Below are 22,637 nucleotides of genomic sequence, written 5' to 3' on the forward strand. Positions count from 1 at the left end.
GCGAGCAACTGAGGACAAGCCCTCGGCCTATTAGTACCGGTCACCTCCACCCATTACTGGGCTTCCAGATCCGGCCTATCAACCCAGTCGTCTACTGGGAGCCTTACCCCATCAAGTGGGTGGGAATACTCATCTCGAAGCAGGCTTCCCGCTTAGATGCTTTCAGCGGTTATCCCTCCCGAACGTAGCCAACCAGCCATGCCCTTGGCAGAACAACTGGCACACCAGAGGTTCGTCCGTCCCGGTCCTCTCGTACTAGGGACAGCCCTTCTCAATATTCCTGCGCGCGCAGCGGATAGGGACCGAACTGTCTCACGACGTTCTAAACCCAGCTCGCGTACCGCTTTAATGGGCGAACAGCCCAACCCTTGGGACCGACTCCAGCCCCAGGATGCGACGAGCCGACATCGAGGTGCCAAACCATCCCGTCGATATGGACTCTTGGGGAAGATCAGCCTGTTATCCCCGGGGTACCTTTTATCCGTTGAGCGACGGCGCTTCCACAAGCCACCGCCGGATCACTAGTCCCGACTTTCGTCCCTGCTCGACCCGTCGGTCTCACAGTCAAGCTCCCTTGTGCACTTACACTCAACACCTGATTGCCAACCAGGCTGAGGGAACCTTTGGGCGCCTCCGTTACTCTTTAGGAGGCAACCGCCCCAGTTAAACTACCCATCAGACACTGTCCCTGATCCGGATCACGGACCCAGGTTAGACATCCAGCACGACCAGACTGGTATTTCAACGACGACTCCACCCATACTGGCGTATGAGCTTCAAAGTCTCCCAGCTATCCTACACAAGCCGAACCGAACACCAATATCAAACTGTAGTAAAGGTCCCGGGGTCTTTCCGTCCTGCTGCGCGAAACGAGCATCTTTACTCGTAGTGCAATTTCACCGGGCCTATGGTTGAGACAGTCGAGAAGTCGTTACGCCATTCGTGCAGGTCGGAACTTACCCGACAAGGAATTTCGCTACCTTAGGATGGTTATAGTTACCACCGCCGTTTACTGGCGCTTAAGTTCTCAGCTTCGCACGCCCGAAAGCGCACTAACCGGTCCCCTTAACGTTCCAGCACCGGGCAGGCGTCAGTCCGTATACATCGCCTTACGGCTTCGCACGGACCTGTGTTTTTAGTAAACAGTCGCTTCTCGCTGGTCTCTGCGGCCACCCCCAGCTCACCGTGTAAAACGGATCACCAGTGATGGCCCCCCTTCTCCCGAAGTTACGGGGGCATTTTGCCGAGTTCCTTAACCATAGTTCACCCGAACGCCTCGGTATTCTCTACCTGACCACCTGAGTCGGTTTAGGGTACGGGCCGCCATGAAACTCGCTAGAGGCTTTTCTCGACAGCATAGGATCATCCACTTCACCACAATCGGCTCGGCATCAGGTCTCAGCCTTAATGAGCGGCGGATTTGCCTACCACTCGGCCTACACCCTTACCCCGGGACAACCACCGCCCGGGATGGACTACCTTCCTGCGTCACCCCATCACTCACCTACTGCAAGTCTGGTCCGGCGGCTCCACCACTCCCCTTTGCCCGAAGGCTCCGGGGCGGCTTCACGGCCTTAGCATCGCCTGGTTCGATGTTTGACGCTTCACAGCGGGTACCGGAATATCAACCGGTTATCCATCGACTACGCCTGTCGGCCTCGCCTTAGGTCCCGACTTACCCTGGGCAGATCAGCTTGACCCAGGAACCCTTAGTCAATCGGCGCACACGTTTCTCACGTGTGAATCGCTACTCATGCCTGCATTCTCACTCGTGAACCGTCCACCACTGCCTTCCGGCGCAGCTTCACCCGGCACACGACGCTCCCCTACCCATCCATACAGGCGTTGGCCCTATTGTATGAATGACACGACTTCGGCGGTACGCTTGAGCCCCGCTACATTGTCGGCGCGGAATCACTAGACCAGTGAGCTATTACGCACTCTTTCAAGGGTGGCTGCTTCTAAGCCAACCTCCTGGTTGTCTGTGCGACTCCACATCCTTTCCCACTTAGCGTACGCTTAGGGGCCTTAGTCGATGCTCTGGGCTGTTTCCCTCTCGACCATGGAGCTTATCCCCCACAGTCTCACTGCCGCGCTCTCACTTACCGGCATTCGGAGTTTGGCTAAGGTCAGTAACCCGGTAGGGCCCATCGCCTATCCAGTGCTCTACCTCCGGCAAGAAACACACGACGCTGCACCTAAATGCATTTCGGGGAGAACCAGCTATCACGGAGTTTGATTGGCCTTTCACCCCTAACCACAGGTCATCCCCCAGGTTTTCAACCCTGGTGGGTTCGGTCCTCCACGAAGTCTTACCTCCGCTTCAACCTGCCCATGGCTAGATCACTCCGCTTCGGGTCTTGAGCGTGCTACTCCACCGCCCTATTCGGACTCGCTTTCGCTACGGCTTCCCCACACGGGTTAACCTCGCAACACACCGCAAACTCGCAGGCTCATTCTTCAAAAGGCACGCAGTCACGAGACACCAAGCAAGCTTGATGTCCGACGCTCCCACGGCTTGTAGGCACACGGTTTCAGGTACTATTTCACTCCGCTCCCGCGGTACTTTTCACCATTCCCTCACGGTACTATCCGCTATCGGTCACCAGGGAATATTTAGGCTTAGCGGGTGGTCCCGCCAGATTCACACGGGATTTCTCGGGCCCCGTGCTACTTGGGTGTCTCTCAAACGAGCCGTACAGATTTCGACTACGGGGGTCTTACCCTCTACGCCGGACCTTTCGCATGTCCTTCGCCTATCCATACGGTTTCTGACTCGTCTCACAGCCGACAGACTGTGAAAGAGAGATCCCACAACCCCGCATGCGCAACCCCTGCCGGGTCTCACACGCATACGGTTTGGCCTCATCCGGTTTCGCTCGCCACTACTCCCGGAATCACGGTTGTTTTCTCTTCCTGCGGGTACTGAGATGTTTCACTTCCCCGCGTTCCCTCCACATACCCTATGTGTTCAGGTATGGGTGACAGCCCATGACGACTGCCGGGTTTCCCCATTCGGAAACCCCCGGATCAAAGCCTGGTTGACGACTCCCCGGGGACTATCGTGGCCTCCCACGTCCTTCATCGGTTCCTGGTGCCAAGGCATCCACCGTGCGCCCTTAAAAACTTGGCCACAGATGCTCGCGTCCACTGTGCAGTTCTCAAACAACGACCAGCCACCCATCACCCTGCCCTCTACAGGACAAGTTCACTGGGGCCGGCATCGAGGGGGTTCATTCCCTCAGACACCCAACAGCGTGCCCGGCACCTTCGCCACTCGTGATCAGCGTTCCACGCTCCGAAGAGCAGTACTGGCAGCCCGAGATGACTGAAAGTGCCGAATAATCAACGTTCCACCCATGAGCAACCACCGCAGAACGTTTGCCTGCGTAGTGGCCTCTGGACAACCTTGCGGCTGCCTAGAAGTGCTCCTTAGAAAGGAGGTGATCCAGCCGCACCTTCCGGTACGGCTACCTTGTTACGACTTCGTCCCAATCGCTGGTCCCACCTTCGACAGCTCCCTCCCACAAGGGGTTGGGCCACCGGCTTCGGGTGTTACCGACTTTCGTGACGTGACGGGCGGTGTGTACAAGGCCCGGGAACGTATTCACCGCAGCAATGCTGATCTGCGATTACTAGCAACTCCGACTTCATGGGGTCGAGTTGCAGACCCCAATCCGAACTGAGACAGGCTTTTTGAGATTCGCTCCACCTCACGGTTTCGCAGCTCATTGTACCTGCCATTGTAGCACGTGTGCAGCCCAAGACATAAGGGGCATGATGACTTGACGTCGTCCCCACCTTCCTCCGAGTTGACCCCGGCGGTCTCCTGTGAGTCCCCATCACCCCGAAGGGCATGCTGGCAACACAGGACAAGGGTTGCGCTCGTTGCGGGACTTAACCCAACATCTCACGACACGAGCTGACGACAGCCATGCACCACCTGTACACCGACCACAAGGGGGGCACTATCTCTAATGCTTTCCGGTGTATGTCAAGCCTTGGTAAGGTTCTTCGCGTTGCGTCGAATTAAGCCACATGCTCCGCTGCTTGTGCGGGCCCCCGTCAATTCCTTTGAGTTTTAGCCTTGCGGCCGTACTCCCCAGGCGGGGAACTTAATGCGTTAGCTGCGGCACCGACGACGTGGAATGTCGCCAACACCTAGTTCCCACCGTTTACGGCGTGGACTACCAGGGTATCTAATCCTGTTCGCTCCCCACGCTTTCGCTCCTCAGCGTCAGTAATGGCCCAGAGATCCGCCTTCGCCACCGGTGTTCCTCCTGATATCTGCGCATTTCACCGCTACACCAGGAATTCCGATCTCCCCTACCACACTCTAGCTAGCCCGTATCGAATGCAGACCCGGGGTTAAGCCCCGGGCTTTCACACCCGACGTGACAAGCCGCCTACGAGCTCTTTACGCCCAATAATTCCGGACAACGCTTGCGCCCTACGTATTACCGCGGCTGCTGGCACGTAGTTAGCCGGCGCTTCTTCTGCAGGTACCGTCACTTTCGCTTCTTCCCTGCTGAAAGAGGTTTACAACCCGAAGGCCGTCATCCCTCACGCGGCGTCGCTGCATCAGGCTTTCGCCCATTGTGCAATATTCCCCACTGCTGCCTCCCGTAGGAGTCTGGGCCGTGTCTCAGTCCCAGTGTGGCCGGTCGCCCTCTCAGGCCGGCTACCCGTCGTCGCCTTGGTGAGCCATTACCTCACCAACAAGCTGATAGGCCGCGGGCTCATCCTTCACCGCCGGAGCTTTCAACCACCACAGATGCCTGCGGTAGTGGTATCCGGTATTAGACCCCGTTTCCAGGGCTTGTCCCAGAGTGAAGGGCAGATTGCCCACGTGTTACTCACCCGTTCGCCACTAATCCCCACCGAAGTGGTTCATCGTTCGACTTGCATGTGTTAAGCACGCCGCCAGCGTTCGTCCTGAGCCAGGATCAAACTCTCCGTGAATGTTTACCGGTAATCCGGTCGACACACACGAGAGCGGAACCACCGGAGGAATAATCCGATGGTTCACAGCGTCCTCGCTGTGTTATTTCAAAGGAACCTCGCCCCAACCGAATGGCTGGAGACGGGGTATCAACTAATCTGGCGTTGATTTTTGGCACGCTGTTGAGTTCTCAAGGAACGGACGCTTCCTTTGTACTCACCCGAGAGACTCTCTCAGGCTTTCCTCCGGGCTTTTCCCTTCGGTCTTGCGTTTCCGACTCTATCAGACCGTTTCCGGTTCCGATTTCCTCGGTGCTTTCCAGGTTCCCGCTTTCGCGTTTCCCTTTCCGGCGGTTCCGACTCTATCAGATCCTTTCGGGCCTGACTCCCAGTCAGCGGGGCTTGTCTTCCCGGCCCTTGGGCCGTTCCGACGAGTGAGACTTTAGCGGATTCCCGGCCCCCGAGCTAATCGGGGGTCCGCGTCCTTTCGAACGTGGATTCCTCATTTCGCGAATACGCACGGCAATACGCACGACGACGGATCGTCGATTGTTTGCTGGTACCTGCGGAATGGCTGTCCGGGGACCGACCGGAGTCGGCTCTCACGTCGGACAACTCGGAGAACACTACGGACCAGGTCCGGGTGTGTCAACTCCACTTCGGAGGGCACCCTCCAGGCGTACTGTGGGACGCATGACGACGCGTACGTACACCCAGCTGTGGTGGGCCGCCTGACGGCGGCCGGACCTACGTATGCACTCAACGGCCGCCGCTTCGGCGGCCGTTCTCGTTTCTCCTCCGGAGCTCCAGGGGGACGGCCCGCGCAGGCGGCGGTCCCGACCAGGAGGTGGAGTAGAGATGACGCGTGTCTTCAGTGGGGTCAAGCCGACCGGGCATCTGACGCTGGGGAACTACCTGGGTGCCATGCGGCGGTGGGCTGCCGTGGACCAGCACCAGGCAGACGCGCTCTTCTGCGTCGTGGACCTGCACGCGCTGACCGTGGACCACGATCCGGCGCGGGTGCGGCGGCTCAGCCGGCAGGCGGCGACCCTGCTGCTTGCCACGGGGCTGGATCCGGAGCTGTGCACCGTCTTCGTGCAGAGTCATGTGGACGAGCATGCGCGGCTGTCGTATGTGCTGGAGTGCGTGGCCACCGACGGTGAGATGCGGCGGATGATCCAGTACAAGGAGAAGGCCGCGCGGGAGCGGGAGCGTGGCGGGAGTGTGCGGCTGTCGCTGCTGACGTATCCCGTGCTGATGGCGGCGGACATCCTGGCGTACCGGACGGACGAGGTGCCGGTCGGGGACGACCAGACGCAGCATGTGGAGCTGGCGCGGGACATCGCGGTGCGGTTCAACCAGCGGTACGGCCATACGTTCGTGGTGCCTCGGGTCACGCGTCCCGGGGTGGCGGCTCGGGTCATGAATCTTCAGGATCCGGCGTCGAAGATGGGGAAGAGCGACGACGTCGGGCCCGGAATCGTCTATCTGCTGGACGAGCCGGACGTGGTGCGGAAGAAGGTCATGCGGGCGGTGACCGACAGTGGGGCCGAGGTCGTGTACGACCGGGAGGCTCGGCCGGGGGTGGCGAACCTGCTGGAGATCCTCGCGGCCTGCTCGGGTGGGAACCCCGAGGAGCTGAGCGGTGTATATGAGTCGTACGGCGCCTTGAAGAAGGACACCGCGGACGCCGTGGTGGAGGTGCTGAGGCCCGTGCAGGAGAGGCACAAGGAGTTGTGCGCGGATCCGGGCTATGTGGAGGGGGTGCTGCGGGATGGTGCGGAGAAGGCTAGGGCGATGGCTCGGCCGACCGTGGATGCCGCGTATCGGGCGATCGGCTTGCTGCCGGCGGCCGCCGATATCGGCGTGAGCCTTTAGGGCGGGCGCGGGGCCGCCCCTCCCCGGGGTGGGGCGGCCGGTGCGGTCAGTTGTTGCCGGAGGCCAGCTCGCGGCTGCGGTCGCGGGCGGCTTCCAGGGCGGCGATGAGGGCTGCTCGTACGCCGTGGTTCTCGAGTTCGCGGATGGCGTTGATCGTCGTGCCCGCGGGGGACGTGACGTTCTCGCGGAGCTTGACGGGGTGTTCGCCGCTGTCGCGGAGCATCGTGGCCGCGCCGATCGCGGACTGGACGATGAGGTCGTGGGCCTTGTCGCGGGGCAGACCGAGCAGGATGCCGGCGTCCGTCATGGCTTCGACCAGGTAGAAGAAGTACGCCGGTCCTGAGCCGGAGAGGGCGGTGCAGGCGTCCTGCTGGGACTCGGGGACGCGGAGCGTCTTGCCGACGGCGCCGAAGATCTCCTCGGCGTGGGCGAGGTGGTCGGCGGTGGCGTGGCTGCCGCCGGAGATGACGGACATGGCCTCGTCGACGAGGGCGGGGGTGTTCGTCATGACGCGGACGACCGGGGTGCCCGCGGCGAGGCGCTCCTCGAAGAAGGAGGTGGGGATGCCTGCCGCGCCGCTGATGATCAGGCGGTCGGCGGGGACGTGGGGGGCGAGCTCGTCCAGGAGGGTGCCCATGTCCTGCGGCTTGACCGTGAGGATCAGGGTGTCGGCGGTCTTGGCGGCCTCGGCGTTGGTAACCGGGGTGACTCCGTGGCGCGCACGGAGTTCTTCGGCTCGCTCCTGTCGGCGGGCGGTGACGAGGAGATCGGCCGGGGCCCAGCCGCCTCGGATCATTCCGCTGAGCAGGGCTTCGCCGATCTTGCCGGTGCCGAGGACTGCGACTTTCTGGGTCATGGCTGCGGGTGCCCTCCGGGGGTTGCGTCGTCCGGGGTTCATCCTCGCACCGGGCGTGGGGGTGTGGCTCGGTTGTCCGGTGGGCGGGATGTCCTGGTGGACGGCCGGGCGGGGTGTGGGCGCCCGTGCGGCTACTGGGTCCTGCGCCTGAGGGTCGCGGCGCCGAGGCCCAGGACCAGCAGGGCGCAGCCGGCCACGATCAGGGCGTCACGGACGAAGGCGGCGGTCATGTCGGTGTGCTTGAGGACCTCGTTCATGCCGTCGACCGCGTAGGACATGGGGAGGACGTCGGAGATGGCCTCCAGGACGGGGTGCATGTTGTCCCGGGGGGTGAACAGGCCGCAGAGGAGGAGCTGGGGGAAGATCACGGCCGGCATGAACTGGACGGCCTGGAACTCGGATGAGGCGAAGGCCGAGACGAAGAGGCCGAGGGCGGTGCCGAGGAGGGCGTCGAGCAGGGCGACCAGGAGGAGGAGCCAGGGGCTGCCGGTGACGTCGAGGCCCAGGCCCCAGAGGGCGAGGGCGGTGGCGAGCGTGGACTGGATGATCGCGAGGGTGCCGAAGGCGAGGGCGTAGCCGGCGATGAGGTCGCCTTTGCCGAGGGGCATGGCGAGGAGGCGTTCGAGGGTGCCGGAGGTGCGTTCGCGGAGGGTGGCGATGGAGGTGACGAGGAACATCGTGATCAGCGGGAAGATCCCGAGCAGGGAGGCGCCGATGTTGTCGAAGGTCTGCGGGCTGCCGTCGAAGACGTAGCGCAGCAGGAACAGCATCACGCAGGGCACCAGGATCATCAGCGCGATCGAGCGGGGGTCATGGCGGAGCTGGCGCAGGACGCGGGCTGCGGTGGCGAGGGTGCGGGAGGCGTTGAGGGCGCTGGTCGGGGTGGGGGTGACGGGTGTGGTGGTCGCGGTCGTGGTGCTCATCGAGTCGTCTCCTTGTCGTTCTCCTTCTTGTTCTCCCTCTTGCTCTCCGTCTTGTTCTCCGTCTTGCTCTCCGTCTTGTTCTGCCTGCGGCCGGCTGCGACGGCCTCGTCCACGAGGTGCAGGAAGGCGTCTTCGACGGTGTCGGCGCCGGTGCGGGTGCGCAGGGCGTCCGGGGTGTCGTCGGCGAGGATCTCGCCTTCGCGCATCAGGAGGAGGCGGTGGCAGCGCTCGGCCTCGTCCATGACGTGGGAGGAGATGAGGAGGGTGGCGCCGCGCTGGGTGGTGATGTCGTGGAAGAGGTTCCAGAGGTCGCGGCGCAGGACGGGGTCCAGGCCGACGGTCGGTTCGTCGAGGACGAGGAGTTCGGGGGCGCCGAGGAGGGCCACGGCCAGGGAGACACGGCTGCGTTGGCCGCCGGAGAGGTTGCCGGCGAGGGAGTCGGCGTGGTTGGTGAGGTCGACGTCGTGGATGACCCGGGTGACGTCGGTGTGGCGGCGGTCGGCGGCGGCGTGACCGGGGGTGAGGATCGCGGCGAAGTAGTCGAGGTTCTGGCGGACGGTCAGGTCGTCGTAGACGGAGGGGGCTTGGGTGACGTAGCCGATGCGGGTGCGCAGGGTGGGGTGTCCTGCGGGGCGGCCGAGGACGTCGAGGGTACCGGTGACCTTGGCCTGGGTGCCGACGACGGAGCGCATGAGGGTGGATTTTCCGCAGCCGGAGGGGCCCAGAAGGCCGGTGATCTGGCCGCGGGGGACGGTGAAGTCGAGGCCGCGCAGAACCGTGCGGGTGCCGCGGACGACGGTGAGGCCTTCGGCGTGGACGGCTGGGGTGTCGGGCGGACCGGACACATAATTCATCATGCGATGAATAATGCTCTCGGGCCCAGGGCCCGTCAAGCGGCGTGCGTGCGGCGGGTGCGGCAGCGCAGGCGCGTGCTGGCGTGATCGGAAGCAGACAGTCCGGCCGGTGTGCCTCAAGAGCCCCCTGTGGCTCGGCGGAACGGGCTGCGCGATCAACTCCCCTTCCTGACAATGGGATTCAGTGCCGGGTACTCCCCCGACGCGGCACGCCCACGCATCTCCCGATGGCTTCGCAACCGGAGGTGCTCCTGATATGCGTGTCCTGCGCGATGGTCCTTGCAAGGCCGATCTGTTCGCTTCTCTCGTCGTGTTTCTCGTGGCGCTGCCGCTGTGCGTAGGGGTCGCCATAGCCTCCGGTGTGCCCGCCGAGCTCGGGCTGGTGACCGGGATCGTCGGTGGACTGGTCGCCGGGACGCTGCCTGGCAGCAGCCTTCAGGTGAGCGGGCCGGCGGCGGGGTTGACCGTGCTGGTGTACGAGGCCGTGCACCGGTACGGGGTCGGAGCGCTCGGGGCGCTGGTGTTCGGGGCCGGGCTGGTACAGCTCGGGCTCGGGGCGCTGCGGCTCGGGCGGTGGTTCAGGGCGGTGTCCGTGGCGGTCGTGCAGGGGATGCTCGCCGGGATCGGACTGGTCCTGGTCGCCGGTCAGGTCTATGCGCTGGGCGACGCGACCGCGCCCGGGGGCGGGCTCGCCAAGCTCTCCGGACTGGTGTCGCTGCCGGCGCTGCTGGATCCGGTGGCGTTGTCAGTGGGGGGTGCCACAGTTGCCGTACTGCTGCTGTGGCCGCGGTGGGAGCGCGGGGCGCGTCTGGTGCCGGCGCCGCTCGTCGCGGTCGGCGTCGCGGCAGCGGTGACCGGGGTGTTCGGCCTGGACGTGCGGCGGGTCGAGGTGCGGGGGCTGCTGGATGCCGTACGGCTGCCGGAGGCCGCGGATGTCGGCCGGTTGACGGAAGTGGGCGTGCTGGGGACGGTCGTGGCGTTCGCGCTGATCGCGTCGGCGGAGTCCCTGTTCAGCGCGGCGGCGGTGGACCGGCTGCATGACGGGCGGCGTACGGACTACGACCGTGAGCTGATCGCGCAGGGCGCGGGCAACGCGGTGTGCGGGGTGCTCGGGGCGCTGCCGATGACCGCGGTGATCGTGCGCAGCGCGGCGAACGTGCAGGCGGGGGCCCGGACCAAGGCGTCGCGGGTGCTGCACGGGGTGTGGCTGCTGCTCTTCACGGTCGTCGTGCCCGGGGTGCTCGGGGTGATTCCGGTGGCGGCTCTGGCCGCGCTGCTGGTGCACGCCGGGTGCAAGCTCGTGCCGGTGCGGGAGGTGCGGGTGCTGTGGCGCGGGCATCGGGGGGAGGTGGTCGTGCTGGTGGTGACCGCGACGGCGATCGTCGTGGGCAATCTCTTCGAGGGGGTGTTGGTGGGGTTGGCGCTGGCGGTGGCGAAGACCGCGTGGGACGCCAGCCATGTGCATGTGGAGACGGAGGACCGGGGTGAGGCCGGGCTGGTCGTGCGGGTGCTGGGGCATGCCACGTTCCTGCGGCTGCCGAAGCTGCTCGACGCGTTGGAGGCGTTGCCCCGCGACCGGGAGGTGCGGCTTGAGCTGGGCGGGCTGCGGCATCTGGACCACGCCTGCGCGGCGGCCCTGGAGGGGTGGGCCGCCGGGCGGGGTCAGGCGTTGAGGGCGACGAACAGCTTCACGTCGTAGGTCTCCTCGACGATTCCGTCCGGGAACACCTGGAGCAGGTGGCGGCGCTCCTCGGTGAGGAAGGCCGTGGTGTGTTCCTCGTCGGCGACCAGGAAGATCGAGTGGCTGCCGAGGTTGGCCAGGTGGGCGTCGACAGGGATGCGGCGGCTCCAGCGGACCGTGCGCTGGGTCAGGCCGAGGCGGCCGGCGGGGTCCACGGCCCGGGCGCCGACGTTGCGCTGCTCGGCGGTGACGTCCACGGCGAAGTGGCGCTCGATCCGCCGCGAGGCGTCGGCGATCCACGGCACGTCGTGGGCGTCGGTGTTCCACCACAGAGCGAGCGCGCCGCCCGGGCGCAGCACGCGGAACGCCTCGGCGCCGGCGAGGGCCGGGTCGGTCCAGTGCCAGGCCTGGGCGTAGGTGACGAGGTCGAGGGAGGCGTCGGCCAGGGGAAGGGTGTTGCCGTTGCCGCGGACGATCGGTATGTCGGGGTGGCTGTGGCGGAACTGGGCGGCCATGCCGTCACCGGGTTCGACGGCGAGCACGTCGGCGCCACGGGCGTGCAGCAGGGCGGTGGCGATACCGGTGCCGGCGCCGATGTCCGCGACGCGGGCGCCGGTGAGGGGCCGGCCCGCGAGGTCCTCCACGGCGTCGAAGAGGGCGGGCGGGTAGGAGGGGCGGTTCGCCGCGTACTGGGCTGCGGCGGCGTTGAAGGAGTGGGCACGGGCGGTGTGCGAGGAGGCCGTCGTCATACCGCCATGGTGGCGGAGGTGGGTGCGGGGCGCGGTGAGTTCTTGGTGAGAGGGGATGCGGGGGCGGGTGCGCTCAGGAGCGGCGGCGCTTCTTCGACGGGTTGCCGGTGCGGCGGGTGCTGCGCTTCTCGTACTGCTTGAGGGCCGTCTCGTACTCCTCGCGATGGAGCTTCTCGCCCGGGGCCTCGGTGAGGGAGCGGAAGAAGTAGGCGAGGAGGGAGCCGACGAAGCCGATGGCCAGCAGGCCGCGCAGGGAGGCCTGGCGGTCGGGGTCGGGGCGCTTGGTGAAGCCGTCCCAGGTGTGGCGGAAGGCGAGGGCGCTGCAGATCGCGAACATCACGACCATCAGGAGGGTGACGAAGCTGCCGATGTCGGCGATCGCGAGGCCTTCGTAGGCGAAGCGGAGGACGAGGCAGGAGGCGATGGCGGCAGCGAGGGAGCCGACGGCGGCGCCCGTACGGCGGGCCGTGTAGCCGTGGTCATGGTCGACCCAGGTCGTGCCGAAGAACCGGATCGGCTCCGGGCGGGGGCCGGGTGCGGAGCCCGCCGGGGTTTCCTGGGTGCCGTTGTCGTCGCTCACGCGTCGATTATGGCTCCGAGGCGGGCGCGGGCTCCGCGAGGGCTCAGCAGCGGCCGGCCAGGTAGCCGTCGCTGCCGGAAGGCACCGGTTCAGACCGAGCAGCGCGGACGGATGTAGCCGTCACTGCCCGTGTTCACATAGGCGTCCGAGACGTACTTGCCGTTGGCGATGGAGTCCCAGATGTTGCTCGTGCCGTACGGGCCCGTGATGGTCGTGCCGGGCGTCTGGCACAGGATCGCGACCTTCGCCCCCTCGGACAGTACGTCGACGATGGAGTAGGTGGTGCCCGGTCCGCTGCGGACGTTGAGCCGCACCCCGGGCGCGACTGAGTAGTAGCGCACGGTCGTTGTCGCCGTCACGGCGATCTCCTGCTCGGCGCCCCCGACCTCTTCGACACGATCAACCGACATGAAGACCCTCCCCCGTTGAGCCCCACGCTTGTCGTGGGCCCCATTGATTCCCCCGTGGCACGTCCCGAAACAGACGTGCGCGACTCGAACACGAACGCTAGCAAGCCGCCTCTGTCTCGTACGAGTCATCGACTAGGCTCCGTGCGTCGCGCACGCGGACGAACAGCACGGGGGTGGTCCCATGGCGCCACAGCAGAACACCGGAGCGGGCGCGGAAGCGGAACTTCCCGAATACGCCGGTCACTACCGCCTGGAAGCACGTCTCGGCTCCGGTGGCATGGGTGTCGTGCATCGTGCGCGCAGCGCCTCGGGGATGACGCTCGCGGTGAAGGTCGTACACGCCGAATTCGCCAGGGATCCCGAGTTCAGGGGACGTTTCCGGCAGGAGATCTCCGCGGCGCGCAGGGTCAGCGGGGCGTTCACCGCGCCCGTCGTCGACGCCGATCCGGAGGCCGAACGGCCCTGGATGGCAACCCTGTTCATCCCCGGGCCGACCCTCGCCGACGAGGTCAAGCGGAACGGCCCCATGCCCGCGGCCCAGTTGCGCCGGCTGATGGCGGGACTGGCCGAGGCGCTGCGCGACATCCACCGGGTCGGGGTCGTCCACCGGGATCTCAAGCCGAGCAACGTGCTGCTCGCCGAGGACGGGCCCAAGGTCATCGACTTCGGCATTTCTCGGCCAAAGGACAGCGAACTACGCACCGAGACGGGGAAGTTGATCGGCACCCCGCCTTTCATGGCGCCCGAGCAGTTCCGGCGACCGCGGGCCGTCGGCCCCGCCGCCGACATCTTCGCGCTGGGATCCGTGATGGTCCACGCGGCCACAGGTCGGGGGCCGTTCGACTCCGACAGCCCGTATGTCGTCGCCTACCAGGTCGTCCACGACGAACCCGACCTGACCGACGTACCGGAGAATCTCGCGTCGCTGGTCGAGCGCTGTCTGGCCAAGGAGCCCGAGGACCGGCCCACGCCCGACGAGTTGATGCGGGAGTTGCGGTCGGTCGCGGCCTCGTACGACACCCAGGTGTTCATCCCCGCCCAGCGCACCGGCGAGACGCCCGGGCAGCCGGAACCGCCCCCCGTGGCGTCGAAGAAGAGACGGGGTGGCCGGCGGCCGGGCAAGCGGGCGCTGATCGGGGCCGGGGCTCTGGGGTTCGTCGCGCTGGCGGCGCTGGCCTCCGTCCAGTTCGTCGGCGACGGGGGCGCGAGTCCGCGGAGCAGTGCGGCGCCGGCCACGTCCGCCGGGTTCAGCCCATGGGCCACCCGACCGAAGGGCGCGGAGGGCGGTCTGCCCCGGTGCTCGTACGGCGGCGGGCGGCTGCTGTGCGTGCAGAGCGGGCTGGTCACCGGTCTCGATCCGGCCGATGGCCGGGTGCTGTGGCGCCACTCGCTCGGCGACGGCGACTCCCCCAGCGAGCCGCCGGTCTTCTCCGGCGGCCTGGCGCACGTGGTGACCCACACGGGCCGACGGCTGCTCGCGCTCGATCCGGCGACGGGCACCACCCGCTGGAAGCTCGACCTGTCCGCGTACCGGGGCTTCGCCCACGCCCGCGGGACGCTGCTGCTGACCGGCGCCGACGGCAGGGCCACCGGCGTCGACAGCGCGACGGGCGAGGTCAAGTGGCGCAAGCGGCTGCCCGGTTCGGCCGACGCGAGCTTCGCGCCGTTCCCGGACAGCGTCTGGGCCTACCGCACGACCAGATCCGCTGACGGAACCAGTACGCGGGTGACGCGAGTGGACCCGGCCTCGGGCGAGGTCGAGCGGGACGACCGGCTGGCGGGGGCGCTGCGCCCCGTCGGCACCTCGGACGGCGGCGTCTTCTTCCTTGCCGACGGCGGCAGTTACGGCGAGACGAGTGCCGTGGTCCGTTACGACCCGGAGTCCGGGGCGGTGCGGCGCGTGTCGCTGGCCGTACCCGTGGACCAGGCGCAGGCCACCGTGCGGGGCGACCGCGTCTGGCTGCTGGGCACGGGCGGCTCGCTGGTCGCCGTCGACATGAGCGCGAAGAAGCGGTTGTGGTCGCTCGAGACGGCCGTGAGCCAGGGTTCGGCACCGCTCAGCGACGGCCACCGGGTGTACGTCACCGCCCCCGACGGCCGGCTGCTCGCCGTCTCCGCCGCCGGCGGACGGCTGCTCGGGCAGACCCCGCCGCGGCTGGGCCCGCACGCGGACCAGGTGACGTCCTCACTGCCGGTACCCGTCCTCACCGACGGCCACGCCTACGCCACCGCCCCCGACGGCACCATCTTCGCCGTAGACGCGCAGAACCCGTCGGCCTGGTAGCAGCCGAAAGGGCCGCCCCCGAAAGCGGAGGCGGCCCCGTGGCTCAGAGGGTTCAGCCCAGCTTCGACACGTCCCGCACCGCGCCCTTGTCCGCGCTCGTGGCCATCGCCGCGTAGGCACGCAGCGCGGCCGAGACCTTGCGCTCACGGTTCTTGGGGACGTACGCCCCGCCCAGCGCCTGCTCGCGGCGGGCGAGCTCGGCGTCGTCGACGAGGAGGTCGATCGTGCGGTTCGGGATGTCGATGCGGATGCGGTCGCCGTCCTCGACGAGGGCGATCGTGCCGCCCGCGGCGGCCTCCGGGGACGCGTGGCCGATCGACAGGCCCGAGGTGCCGCCGGAGAAGCGGCCGTCGGTGACGAGGGCGCAGGCCTTGCCGAGGCCGCGGCCCTTCAGGTACGAGGTCGGGTAGAGCATCTCCTGCATGCCGGGGCCGCCCTTGGGGCCCTCGTAGCGGATGACCACCACGTCGCCCTCCTTGATCTCCTTCAGGAGGATCTTCTGGACGGCCTCTTCCTGGGACTCGCAGACGACCGCCGGGCCCTCGAAGGTCCAGATGGACTCGTCGACGCCGGCCGTCTTCACGACACAGCCGTCGACCGCGAGGTTGCCCTTGAGGACCGCGAGGCCGCCGTCCTTGGAGTAGGCGTGTTCGGCGGAGCGGATGCAGCCGCCCGCCGCGTCCTCGTCCAGCGTGTCCCAGCGCTCCGACTGGGAGAAGGCCTCGGCGGAGCGGACGCAGCCCGGGGCCGCGTGCCACAGTTCCACCGCGTCGGCGGAAGGGGAGCCGCCGCGGACGTCCCACGTCTTCAGCCAGTCCGCCAGGGACGGGCTGTGCACCGAGTGGACGTCCTCGTTGAGGAGGCCGGCGCGGTGCAGTTCACCCAGCAGGGCCGGGATACCGCCCGCGCGGTGCACGTCCTCCATGTAGTACGTGCGGTTCCTCGCGACGTTCGGCGCGACCTTGGCCAGGCACGGCACGCGGCGCGAGACGGCGTTGATCTCGTCGAGGCCGAAGGGGACCTCCGCCTCCTGGGCCGCGGCCAGCAGGTGCAGGATCGTGTTGGTCGAGCCGCCCATGGCGATGTCCAGGGCCATCGCGTTCTCGAAGGCCGCGAAGGTGGCGATCGAACGCGGCAGGACCGTCTCGTCGTCCTGCTCGTAGTAGCGCCGGGTGATGTCCATGACCGTACGGGCCGCGTCCTCGTACAGCCGGCGGCGGGCCGTGTGCGTGGCCAGGACCGAGCCGTTGCCGGGGAGCGAGAGGCCGATGGCCTCCGTCAGACAGTTCATCGAGTTGGCGGTGAACATGCCGGAACAGGAGCCGCAGGTCGGACAGGCGTTCTCCTCGATACGGAGGATGTCCTCGTCCGAGATCTTGTCGTTCACGGCGTCGGAGATCGCGTCGACCAGGTCGAGCGTGCGGACCGTGCCGTCCACCAGGGTGGCGCGGCCGGACTCCATCGGGCCGCCGGAGACGAAGACCGTCGGGATGTTCAGACGCAGGGCCGCGTTGAGCATGCCCGGCGTGATCTTGTCGCAGTTGGAGATGCAGATCAGGGCGTCGGCGCAGTGGGCCTCGACCATGTACTCGACCGAGTCCGCGATCAGGTCGCGGGAGGGGAGGGAGTACAGCATGCCGCCGTGCCCCATCGCGATGCCGTCGTCCACCGCGATCGTGTTGAACTCGCGCGGGATGCCGCCGGCCTCGACGATCGCCTCGGAGACGATCCGGCCGACCGGCTGGAGGTGGGTGTGGCCCGGCACGAACTCGGTGAAGGAGTTCGCGACGGCGATGATCGGCTTGCGGCCGATGTCCGCACCGGGTACACCGGAGGCGCGCATCAGGGCGCGTGCGCCCGCCATGTTGCGGCCGTGGGTGACTGTGCGGGACCTCAGCTCGGGCATCGTCGCTCGCTCCTTCAGACAGTTGTGGCTGCTATTGAGCGTACGCCGGTCATCCAGGGGGCGGGACGAGGTGTCCGGAATGCGGGACGCGCATCTCGCGCTCAGGGCCCGGTCAGGTGTCCCTGCACCACCGGCGCCACCCGCGCGATGATCTGCTCCACGTCCGCCGACGCCAGCGGCTCCACCTTGATCACGTACCGGAGCATCGCGATCCCGACCAGCTGTGCGGCCGCCAGTTCGGCGCGCAGTTCCGCGTCCGGGGCGTCGAGCTCACCGGCGATGCGGCGCAGCAGCTGCGCGGAGACCAGGCGGCGGAAGACAGTGGCGGCGGCCTCGTTGTTGACCGCCGACCGGACGATCGCGAGCAGCGGCTTGCGGGTCACCGGGTTCTCCCAGAGCCCGAAGATCACCCGGGTCATCCGCTCGCCGACGTCGTCGAGCGGCCCTTCGAGCACGGTGTCCCGCACGATCAGCGCCGGCGCGAAGGCCACCTCCACGGCCGCCTCGAAGACCTGCTCCTTGGTGCCGAAGTAGTGGTGGACCAGGGCCGAGTCGACCCCGGCGGCCTTGGCGATGCCGCGCACCGACGTCTTCTCGTACCCGCGCTCGGAGAACTCCTCGCGGGCGGCGGCCAGGATGCGGTCGCGGGTTCCGGCGGATTCCGTACGAGGAGGTCGGCCCCGGCGTCGCGCGGTCGCGCCGTCGGTCACGGCCGGGGCACCTTCACGGCCGACGCCAGATGGAGCCGGGTGAACGCCAGCGCCTCCGCCAGGTCGGCCTCACGTTCGGCGCTGGACATCGCGCGCCGGGTGTTGACCTCGATGACGACATGGCCGTCGAAGCCGGTCAGGGCGAGACGTTCCAGCAGCTCGGCGCAGGGCTGGTTGCCGCGCCCGGGGACGAGGTGCTCGTCCTTGGCCGAGCCGCGTCCGTCGGCGAGATGGACGTGGCCGAGGCGGTCGCCCATGCGGTCGACCATCTCCATCGCGTCGGAACGGGCCGTCGCGGAATGGCTGAGGTCGATCGTGAAGTGCCGGTAGTCCTCTTTGGTGACGTCCCAGTCGGGGGCGTACGCGAGCATCTCGCGGTCGCGGTAGCGCCAGGGGTACATGTTCTCGACGGCGAACCGCACGTCCGTCTCGTTCGCCATCCGCCAGATCCCCTCGACGAAGTCGCGGGCGTACTGGCGCTGCCAGCGGAACGGGGGGTGGACGACGACCGTGCTCGCGCCCAGCTTCTCGGCGGCGGCCTGGGCACGCTGGAGCTTGACCCAGGGGTCGGTGGACCAGACGCGCTGGGTGATGAGCAGGCAGGGGGCGTGCACGGCGAGGATCGGGATCCGGTGGTAGTCGCTCAGTCTGCGCAGGGCTTCCATGTCCTGGCTGACGGGGTCGGTCCACACCATGACCTCTACGCCGTCGTAGCCGAGGCGTGCGGCGATCTCGAAGGCCGTCGCCGTGGACTCCGGGTAGACGGAGGCCGTGGAGAGCGCCACCTTCGCATCCGGGATCCGTACGACTGGTTCTGCCACGGGGGTCAGCCTAAAGGGTTGGGTCGGGTGGGTGCGGGGTGCCTGTTCGCCGTTGTGGGGTTTGCCACGGGGCGGGTGCGGGTGCGGGTGCGCTGTGGCTTGTCGCGCCCCGCGGCGGAGTCGCAAATGTCCCAGCCCCGCGCCCCTGGGGTGTTACACCGAGCCCATGTGATCAAGTCGGCGTAGGATCACGCCTTCTCGCAGCGCCCAGGGACAGATCTCCAGCTTCTCCACCCCGAACAGGTCCATCGCGCCCTCCGCCACCAGGGCGCCCGCGAGGAGCTGTCCGGCTCGGCCCTCCGAGACTCCCGGGAGTTCGCTGCGCTGCGCCTCCGTCATGCCTGCCAGCTGGGGTACCCACGCCTCCAGGGACTCACGCTTCAGCTCGCGCTGGACGTAGAGGCCCTCGGCGGAGCGGGCGGCGCCGGCGAGACGGGCCAGCTGTTTGAAGGTCTTGGAGGTGGCGACGACATGGTCGGGGGCGCCGAAGCGGCTGAACTCGCCGACCGTGCGGGCGATCTGGGCGCGGACATGACGCCGCAGGGCCCTTATCGCCTCCGGGTCCGGCGGGTCGCCCGGGAGCCAGCCCGCGGTGAGGCGGCCGGCGCCGAGCGGCAGCGAGACCGCGGCGTCGGGCTCCTCGTCGATGCCGTACGCGATCTCCAGGCTGCCGCCGCCGATGTCGAGGACGAGCAGCTTCCCGGCCGACCAGCCGAACCAGCGGCGGGCGGCGAGGAAGGTGAGACGGGCTTCCTCGGCGCCGGTGAGGACCTGGAGCTCGACGCCGGTCTCGGCCTGCACGCGCGCGAGGACGTCGTCGGCGTTGCTGGCCTCGCGCACGGCGGAGGTGGCGAACGGCAGGAGGTCCTCGACGCCCTTGTCCTCGGCGGCCTGGAGGGCCTCCTTGACGACGGCGATCAGTCGGTCGACCCCTTCGGGGCTCACGGCCCCGGCCTCGTCGAGGAGTTGGGCCAGGCGCAGCTCCACCTTGTGCGAGTGCGCGGGCAGCGGGCGTGCGCCAGGGTGCGCATCCACCACCAGCAGATGCACCGTGTTCGATCCCACGTCGAGGACACCGAGTCTCATGTACGGAACGCTACTGCCAGCCGGGACGGGCGCCGTCCCCGGAGCCGTCCTGGGCGACTTACCCTGGACGCGTGCCAAAGACCAAAAAGGCGAAGAATGAGCAGGCCGTTACGGCCTCCGATGCTTCTTCGCGGGCGAAGTCGCAGGTGAAGTCGTCGGGGCAGGCGTCGGTGCAGTCATCGGCGGACTCCCAGAAGACGCAGCTGATGACCGAGGTGAAGTCGCCGAAGATGTCGAAGAAGGCCCGGGCCGCGGACGAGAAGGGGCTCGACTTCGCGCGCGCGTGGGTGGAATTCCCTGATCCGGCAGACGACGAGCAGGTCTTCCGGTGCGATCTGACATGGCTGACCTCTCGCTGGAACTGCATCTTCGGCAGCGGCTGCCAGGGCATCCAGGCGGGCCGCGCGGACGACGGGTGCTGCACGCTCGGAGCGCACTTCTCCGACGAGGACGACGAGAAGCGGGTGGCCGGTCATGTGGCCAGGCTCACGCCGGAGATCTGGCAGTTCCACGACGAGGGCACCGAGCACGGCTGGATCTCGGAGGACGAGGACGGTGACCGGCAGACCCGCCCCTACCAGGGCTCGTGCATCTTCCAGAACCGTCCCGGCTTCGCCGGCGGCGCGGGCTGCTCGCTGCACATCCTGGCCATAAAGGAGGGCCGCGAGCCGCTGGAGACCAAGCCGGACGTCTGCTGGCAGCTTCCGGTGCGGCGGACGTACGAGTGGATCGACCGGCCCGACGACACCCGGGTGCTTCAGGTGTCGATCGGTGAGTACGACCGGCGCGGCTGGGGTCCGGGCGGCCATGACCTGCACTGGTGGTGCACGTCGGCGACCTCGGCGCACGGCGCGGGCGACCCGGTGTACGTGTCTTACGGCCCGGAGCTGACCGAGATGATGGGCAAGGCCGGCTACGACCGCCTGGTCGAGCTGTGCGAGGAGCGGCTGGCCTCGCAGCTGCCCCTGCTGGCGCCGCATCCCGCGGATCCGGTGGGCTGAGGGGCGTATCGCGCGGGGCTGCGGGCGCCTCCCACTCGCCCCGTGGGCTGACCGCTCCATTCGGCGACCGGTCTACGACGTCGACGGGCTCGGGTCGCCGCTGCCGCTGGGCGGCGGGGTCGAGCTCGCCGGGTCCGAGGGTGCCGTGTCCGTAGGGGTCGGGTCCGGGTCGGACGACGAGGGTGGTGGGTCGCTCGGGCTCGGGTCCGTGGGTGCCGAGGTCGTGGGCGTCGGGTCGGGGTCGGAGGACGAGGGCGGCGGGTCGGCGGGGGTGCCGGGGTCGGTCGGGGTGGGCGCGGTGCCGTAGCCCTCGATGGAGACGACGGCTCCGGCCGGTGACACGGCCACCCGCGCGCTCCAGTAGCCCGACGGCTCGCGCAGATGGTCCACGTACACCTTGATCGTCAACGCTTCGCCGGGGGCGAGGGTTCCCGAGGACTGGCTGAGGTAGAGCCAGGAGGCGCCGGTGGTCGCGGACCAGCGGACCGGGGTGTCGCCGGTGGCGGTGAGGGTGATCAGCGTGGTGTCGCCGCTGTGGCCAGCCGCCACCTCCAGGTGACCGGCGCCCTTCTTGCCCGCGCCGGTGACGCTGATGACCTCCACGGACACATCGGGCTTGGTGCCCTTGGTGAAGCGGTCGCCGGGCCGGATGCTGGCGTTGGCCGCGTTCTCGTAGCCGTCGCCGACCGCCTCGCCGTCCAGGCCGCCCGGGCCGCTCGCCTCACTGGCGGAGGCCGAGCGGCCCTCGGCGCCCTCGGCGGTGGGCGTGCCCCGGTAGGCGGCCCACAGCGCCAGCACCGGGGCGGCGACGACGGTGGCGACGACGGTCGTGGTCACGGCACGCGCGCGGAGGCGGTCGCGGCGGGCCGCGCGGTCCTTCGGGTCCATGGGAAAACCACGCCGGTCGAAGCGCGGCGCGGCGGCGCCCCGCGCGCGCGGGAGGTGTGCCATGGCGACGTGCAGGGTCGCGCGGGGCGCCTCCAGGACGGGCAGCTCCGAGGGGGTGACGCTCGCGCCGGGCCAACGGCAGCTGACCGCGCGCTCGGCGGTACGGCGGCAGCGCGGGCAGTCGTCGACATGCCGGACGAGTTCACGGCGCACGGCCGTGCTGAGCACCAGCTGGTGGTCACCGGTGAGGCGGGCGACGCCCGGGCAGGTGCCGGTCTCCACGACAGCGAGGGCCGCGCGGGTGCGCTCGACCTCGCAGGCGGCTGCCGCGAGCAGTTCACGGGCGGCGGTCAGATCCATGCCGAGGACGGCGGCCACCTCGTGGGCGGCGAGGTGGTGGCGCACGGCGAGTTCGAGGGCCTCGCGCTGCTCCGGGGTGGTGCCGGCCGCCTCCGGCCAGGCGAGCAGGGCGAGTTCACGCCGGCGCTCCTCCTGGACCTGCTCGGAGACGGGCGGGCCTGCCGGGTCCCGGTGCGGGGTGTGGCGGCCCGCCGCGTGGGTGGCCTGACGTTTCTGCTTGGCCTCGGCCAGCTTGCGCAGACAGGCCCAGCGGGCCAGCGCGTACAGCCAGGCCCGGCGGTCGCCGGCCGCGTCCGGGCCGCGGCGCTTCTCGGCGAGGGCCAGGACGTCGCCCAGGGCGGCGGTGGCGGCGTCGTGGTCGCACAGGACGGACAGGCAGTAGGTGAACAGGCCGTCCAGGTACGGCTCGTAGCGCGCGGGTGTGCGCTGCGCGAGCGTGCGCGCGGCACCGCGGTCGCGCGCCTCCCGTTGCGCCCGATGTGCGCCGGTGGTGCGGGTCGAGGTCTGCGGACTGCTGCTCATCACCCGTGGACCGTAGGACGCGGCAGTTGGCCCCTTCCCGCACCTTGAGCACTTTTACTCCGTACGGGTGAAACGATCCCTCATAAGGGGACAGGAACCCTCTGTTCCGGCGATCTGAGTGTGACGTACGCCATTTCCTGAGTAGCCGTACTCATGTCCGGCTCACGGCGCGCTCACAGACTTCGGG

The 22,637-nt window shown here is 68.0% G+C and carries 15 protein-coding genes and 2 rRNA genes; 4 read left to right on the plus strand and 13 right to left on the minus strand.

Annotation, left to right across the window (positions count from 1 at the left end; all coding sequences use genetic code 11):
* Positions 1-10: 10 nt before the first annotated feature.
* Both OG885_RS20230 and OG885_RS20235 read right to left on the minus strand, forming a co-directional pair.
* A 23S ribosomal RNA gene (locus OG885_RS20230) occupies positions 11-3,133 on the minus strand.
* Positions 3,134-3,436: 303 nt separating this feature from the next.
* A 16S ribosomal RNA gene (locus tag OG885_RS20235) occupies positions 3,437-4,962 on the minus strand.
* The 16S and 23S rRNA genes sit together here, the layout of an rRNA operon.
* Before the next feature lie 837 nt (positions 4,963-5,799).
* On the opposite strand from OG885_RS20235, the gene trpS reads away from it, so the two are divergent.
* Positions 5,800-6,819 (plus strand): tryptophan--tRNA ligase, encoded by a 1,020-nt coding sequence (gene trpS / locus OG885_RS20240; RefSeq protein WP_405733490.1) that lies wholly within the window; start codon positions 5,800-5,802, stop codon positions 6,817-6,819.
* A 46-nt stretch (positions 6,820-6,865) separates the two neighbouring features.
* Here the strand turns inward: trpS and proC are convergent, their stop codons facing one another.
* The 3 genes from proC to OG885_RS20255 form a co-directional block, all read right to left on the minus strand.
* Complete coding sequence (proC, locus tag OG885_RS20245) at positions 6,866-7,675, minus strand: pyrroline-5-carboxylate reductase (RefSeq protein ID WP_405733493.1); 810 nt, start codon at positions 7,673-7,675, stop codon at positions 6,866-6,868.
* Positions 7,676-7,806: 131 nt separating this feature from the next.
* Positions 7,807-8,598, minus strand: a complete 792-nt coding sequence (locus OG885_RS20250) for an ABC transporter permease (RefSeq protein ID WP_405733496.1) — start codon at positions 8,596-8,598, stop codon at positions 7,807-7,809.
* Positions 8,595-9,455 (minus strand): ABC transporter ATP-binding protein, encoded by an 861-nt coding sequence (locus OG885_RS20255; protein ID WP_405733499.1) that lies wholly within the window; start codon positions 9,453-9,455, stop codon positions 8,595-8,597. The genes OG885_RS20250 and OG885_RS20255 overlap by 4 nt, the downstream gene beginning before the upstream one ends.
* A 253-nt stretch (positions 9,456-9,708) precedes the next feature.
* Here OG885_RS20255 and OG885_RS20260 point away from each other — a divergent pair, with 253 nt between their 5' ends.
* On the plus strand, positions 9,709-11,151 hold the full coding sequence (locus OG885_RS20260; RefSeq protein ID WP_405733502.1) for a SulP family inorganic anion transporter: 1,443 nt from the start codon (positions 9,709-9,711) through the stop codon (positions 11,149-11,151).
* Here OG885_RS20260 and OG885_RS20265 read toward each other — a convergent pair.
* The 3 genes from OG885_RS20265 to OG885_RS20275 form a co-directional block, all read right to left on the minus strand.
* Positions 11,115-11,882: a class I SAM-dependent methyltransferase gene (locus OG885_RS20265; RefSeq protein ID WP_405733504.1), complete on the minus strand. Its 768-nt coding sequence runs from the start codon at positions 11,880-11,882 to the stop codon at positions 11,115-11,117. The genes OG885_RS20260 and OG885_RS20265 overlap by 37 nt on opposite strands.
* A 73-nt stretch (positions 11,883-11,955) precedes the next feature.
* The gene (locus OG885_RS20270) at positions 11,956-12,462 is read right to left on the minus strand and encodes an EamA/RhaT family transporter (protein WP_405733513.1); all 507 of its coding nucleotides are present in this window, start codon (positions 12,460-12,462) and stop codon (positions 11,956-11,958) included.
* An 89-nt stretch (positions 12,463-12,551) separates the two neighbouring features.
* The gene (locus tag OG885_RS20275; RefSeq protein ID WP_405733532.1) at positions 12,552-12,872 is read right to left on the minus strand and encodes an SH3 domain-containing protein; all 321 of its coding nucleotides are present in this window, start codon (positions 12,870-12,872) and stop codon (positions 12,552-12,554) included.
* A 181-nt stretch (positions 12,873-13,053) separates the two neighbouring features.
* Between OG885_RS20275 and OG885_RS20280 the strand changes: the two genes are divergently transcribed.
* A complete protein-coding gene (locus tag OG885_RS20280) occupies positions 13,054-15,156 on the plus strand; it encodes a serine/threonine-protein kinase (protein WP_405733535.1) in 2,103 nt (700 codons plus the stop codon).
* 52 nt (positions 15,157-15,208) lie between these two features.
* Here the strand turns inward: OG885_RS20280 and ilvD are convergent, their stop codons facing one another.
* From ilvD to OG885_RS20300, 4 genes are all read right to left on the minus strand, one after another.
* Positions 15,209-17,062 carry a dihydroxy-acid dehydratase gene (gene ilvD, locus OG885_RS20285; protein ID WP_405733538.1) on the minus strand — a complete coding sequence of 618 codons (1,854 nt, stop codon included), beginning with the start codon at positions 17,060-17,062 and terminating at the stop codon, positions 15,209-15,211.
* A 101-nt stretch (positions 17,063-17,163) separates the two neighbouring features.
* Positions 17,164-17,772, minus strand: a complete 609-nt coding sequence (locus OG885_RS20290) for a TetR family transcriptional regulator (protein WP_405733541.1) — start codon at positions 17,770-17,772, stop codon at positions 17,164-17,166.
* Positions 17,769-18,593: a sugar phosphate isomerase/epimerase family protein gene (locus OG885_RS20295; RefSeq protein WP_405733544.1), complete on the minus strand. Its 825-nt coding sequence runs from the start codon at positions 18,591-18,593 to the stop codon at positions 17,769-17,771. Before OG885_RS20295 ends, OG885_RS20290 begins: the two co-directional genes overlap by 4 nt.
* 153 nt (positions 18,594-18,746) lie before the next feature.
* Positions 18,747-19,679, minus strand: a complete 933-nt coding sequence (locus OG885_RS20300; RefSeq protein WP_399952021.1) for a Ppx/GppA family phosphatase — start codon at positions 19,677-19,679, stop codon at positions 18,747-18,749.
* Between the two features lie 206 nt (positions 19,680-19,885).
* On the opposite strand from OG885_RS20300, the gene OG885_RS20305 reads away from it, so the two are divergent.
* Positions 19,886-20,680, plus strand: a complete 795-nt coding sequence (locus OG885_RS20305; RefSeq protein WP_405742799.1) for a hypothetical protein — start codon at positions 19,886-19,888, stop codon at positions 20,678-20,680.
* A 72-nt stretch (positions 20,681-20,752) separates the two neighbouring features.
* On the opposite strand, the gene OG885_RS20310 is transcribed toward OG885_RS20305, so the two are convergent.
* Positions 20,753-22,450: a BACON domain-containing protein gene (locus OG885_RS20310; protein WP_405733547.1), complete on the minus strand. Its 1,698-nt coding sequence runs from the start codon at positions 22,448-22,450 to the stop codon at positions 20,753-20,755.
* Between the last annotated feature and the right edge of the window lie 187 nt (positions 22,451-22,637).

The organism is Streptomyces sp. NBC_00028 (assembly GCF_045041065.1).
Taxonomy (GTDB): domain Bacteria; phylum Actinomycetota; class Actinomycetes; order Streptomycetales; family Streptomycetaceae; genus Streptomyces.

Bases quoted from the DNA above. Each gene is read 5' to 3' on its own strand.
- OG885_RS20280 (WP_405733535.1), top strand. From the start codon at position 13,054: ATGGCGCCACAGCAGAACACCGGAGCGGGCGCGGAAGCGGAACTTCCC.
- OG885_RS20310 (WP_405733547.1), bottom strand. From the start codon at position 22,450: ATGAGCAGCAGTCCGCAGACCTCGACCCGCACCACCGGCGCACATCGG.
- OG885_RS20255 (WP_405733499.1), bottom strand. From the start codon at position 9,455: ATGATGAATTATGTGTCCGGTCCGCCCGACACCCCAGCCGTCCACGCC.
- trpS (WP_405733490.1), top strand. From the start codon at position 5,800: ATGACGCGTGTCTTCAGTGGGGTCAAGCCGACCGGGCATCTGACGCTG.
- OG885_RS20250 (WP_405733496.1), bottom strand. From the start codon at position 8,598: ATGAGCACCACGACCGCGACCACCACACCCGTCACCCCCACCCCGACC.
- OG885_RS20300 (WP_399952021.1), bottom strand. From the start codon at position 19,679: ATGAGACTCGGTGTCCTCGACGTGGGATCGAACACGGTGCATCTGCTG.
- OG885_RS20265 (WP_405733504.1), bottom strand. From the start codon at position 11,882: ATGACGACGGCCTCCTCGCACACCGCCCGTGCCCACTCCTTCAACGCC.
- proC (WP_405733493.1), bottom strand. From the start codon at position 7,675: ATGACCCAGAAAGTCGCAGTCCTCGGCACCGGCAAGATCGGCGAAGCC.
- OG885_RS20260 (WP_405733502.1), top strand. From the start codon at position 9,709: ATGCGTGTCCTGCGCGATGGTCCTTGCAAGGCCGATCTGTTCGCTTCT.
- ilvD (WP_405733538.1), bottom strand. From the start codon at position 17,062: ATGCCCGAGCTGAGGTCCCGCACAGTCACCCACGGCCGCAACATGGCG.
- OG885_RS20305 (WP_405742799.1), top strand. From the start codon at position 19,886: ATGACCGAGGTGAAGTCGCCGAAGATGTCGAAGAAGGCCCGGGCCGCG.
- OG885_RS20275 (WP_405733532.1), bottom strand. From the start codon at position 12,872: ATGTCGGTTGATCGTGTCGAAGAGGTCGGGGGCGCCGAGCAGGAGATC.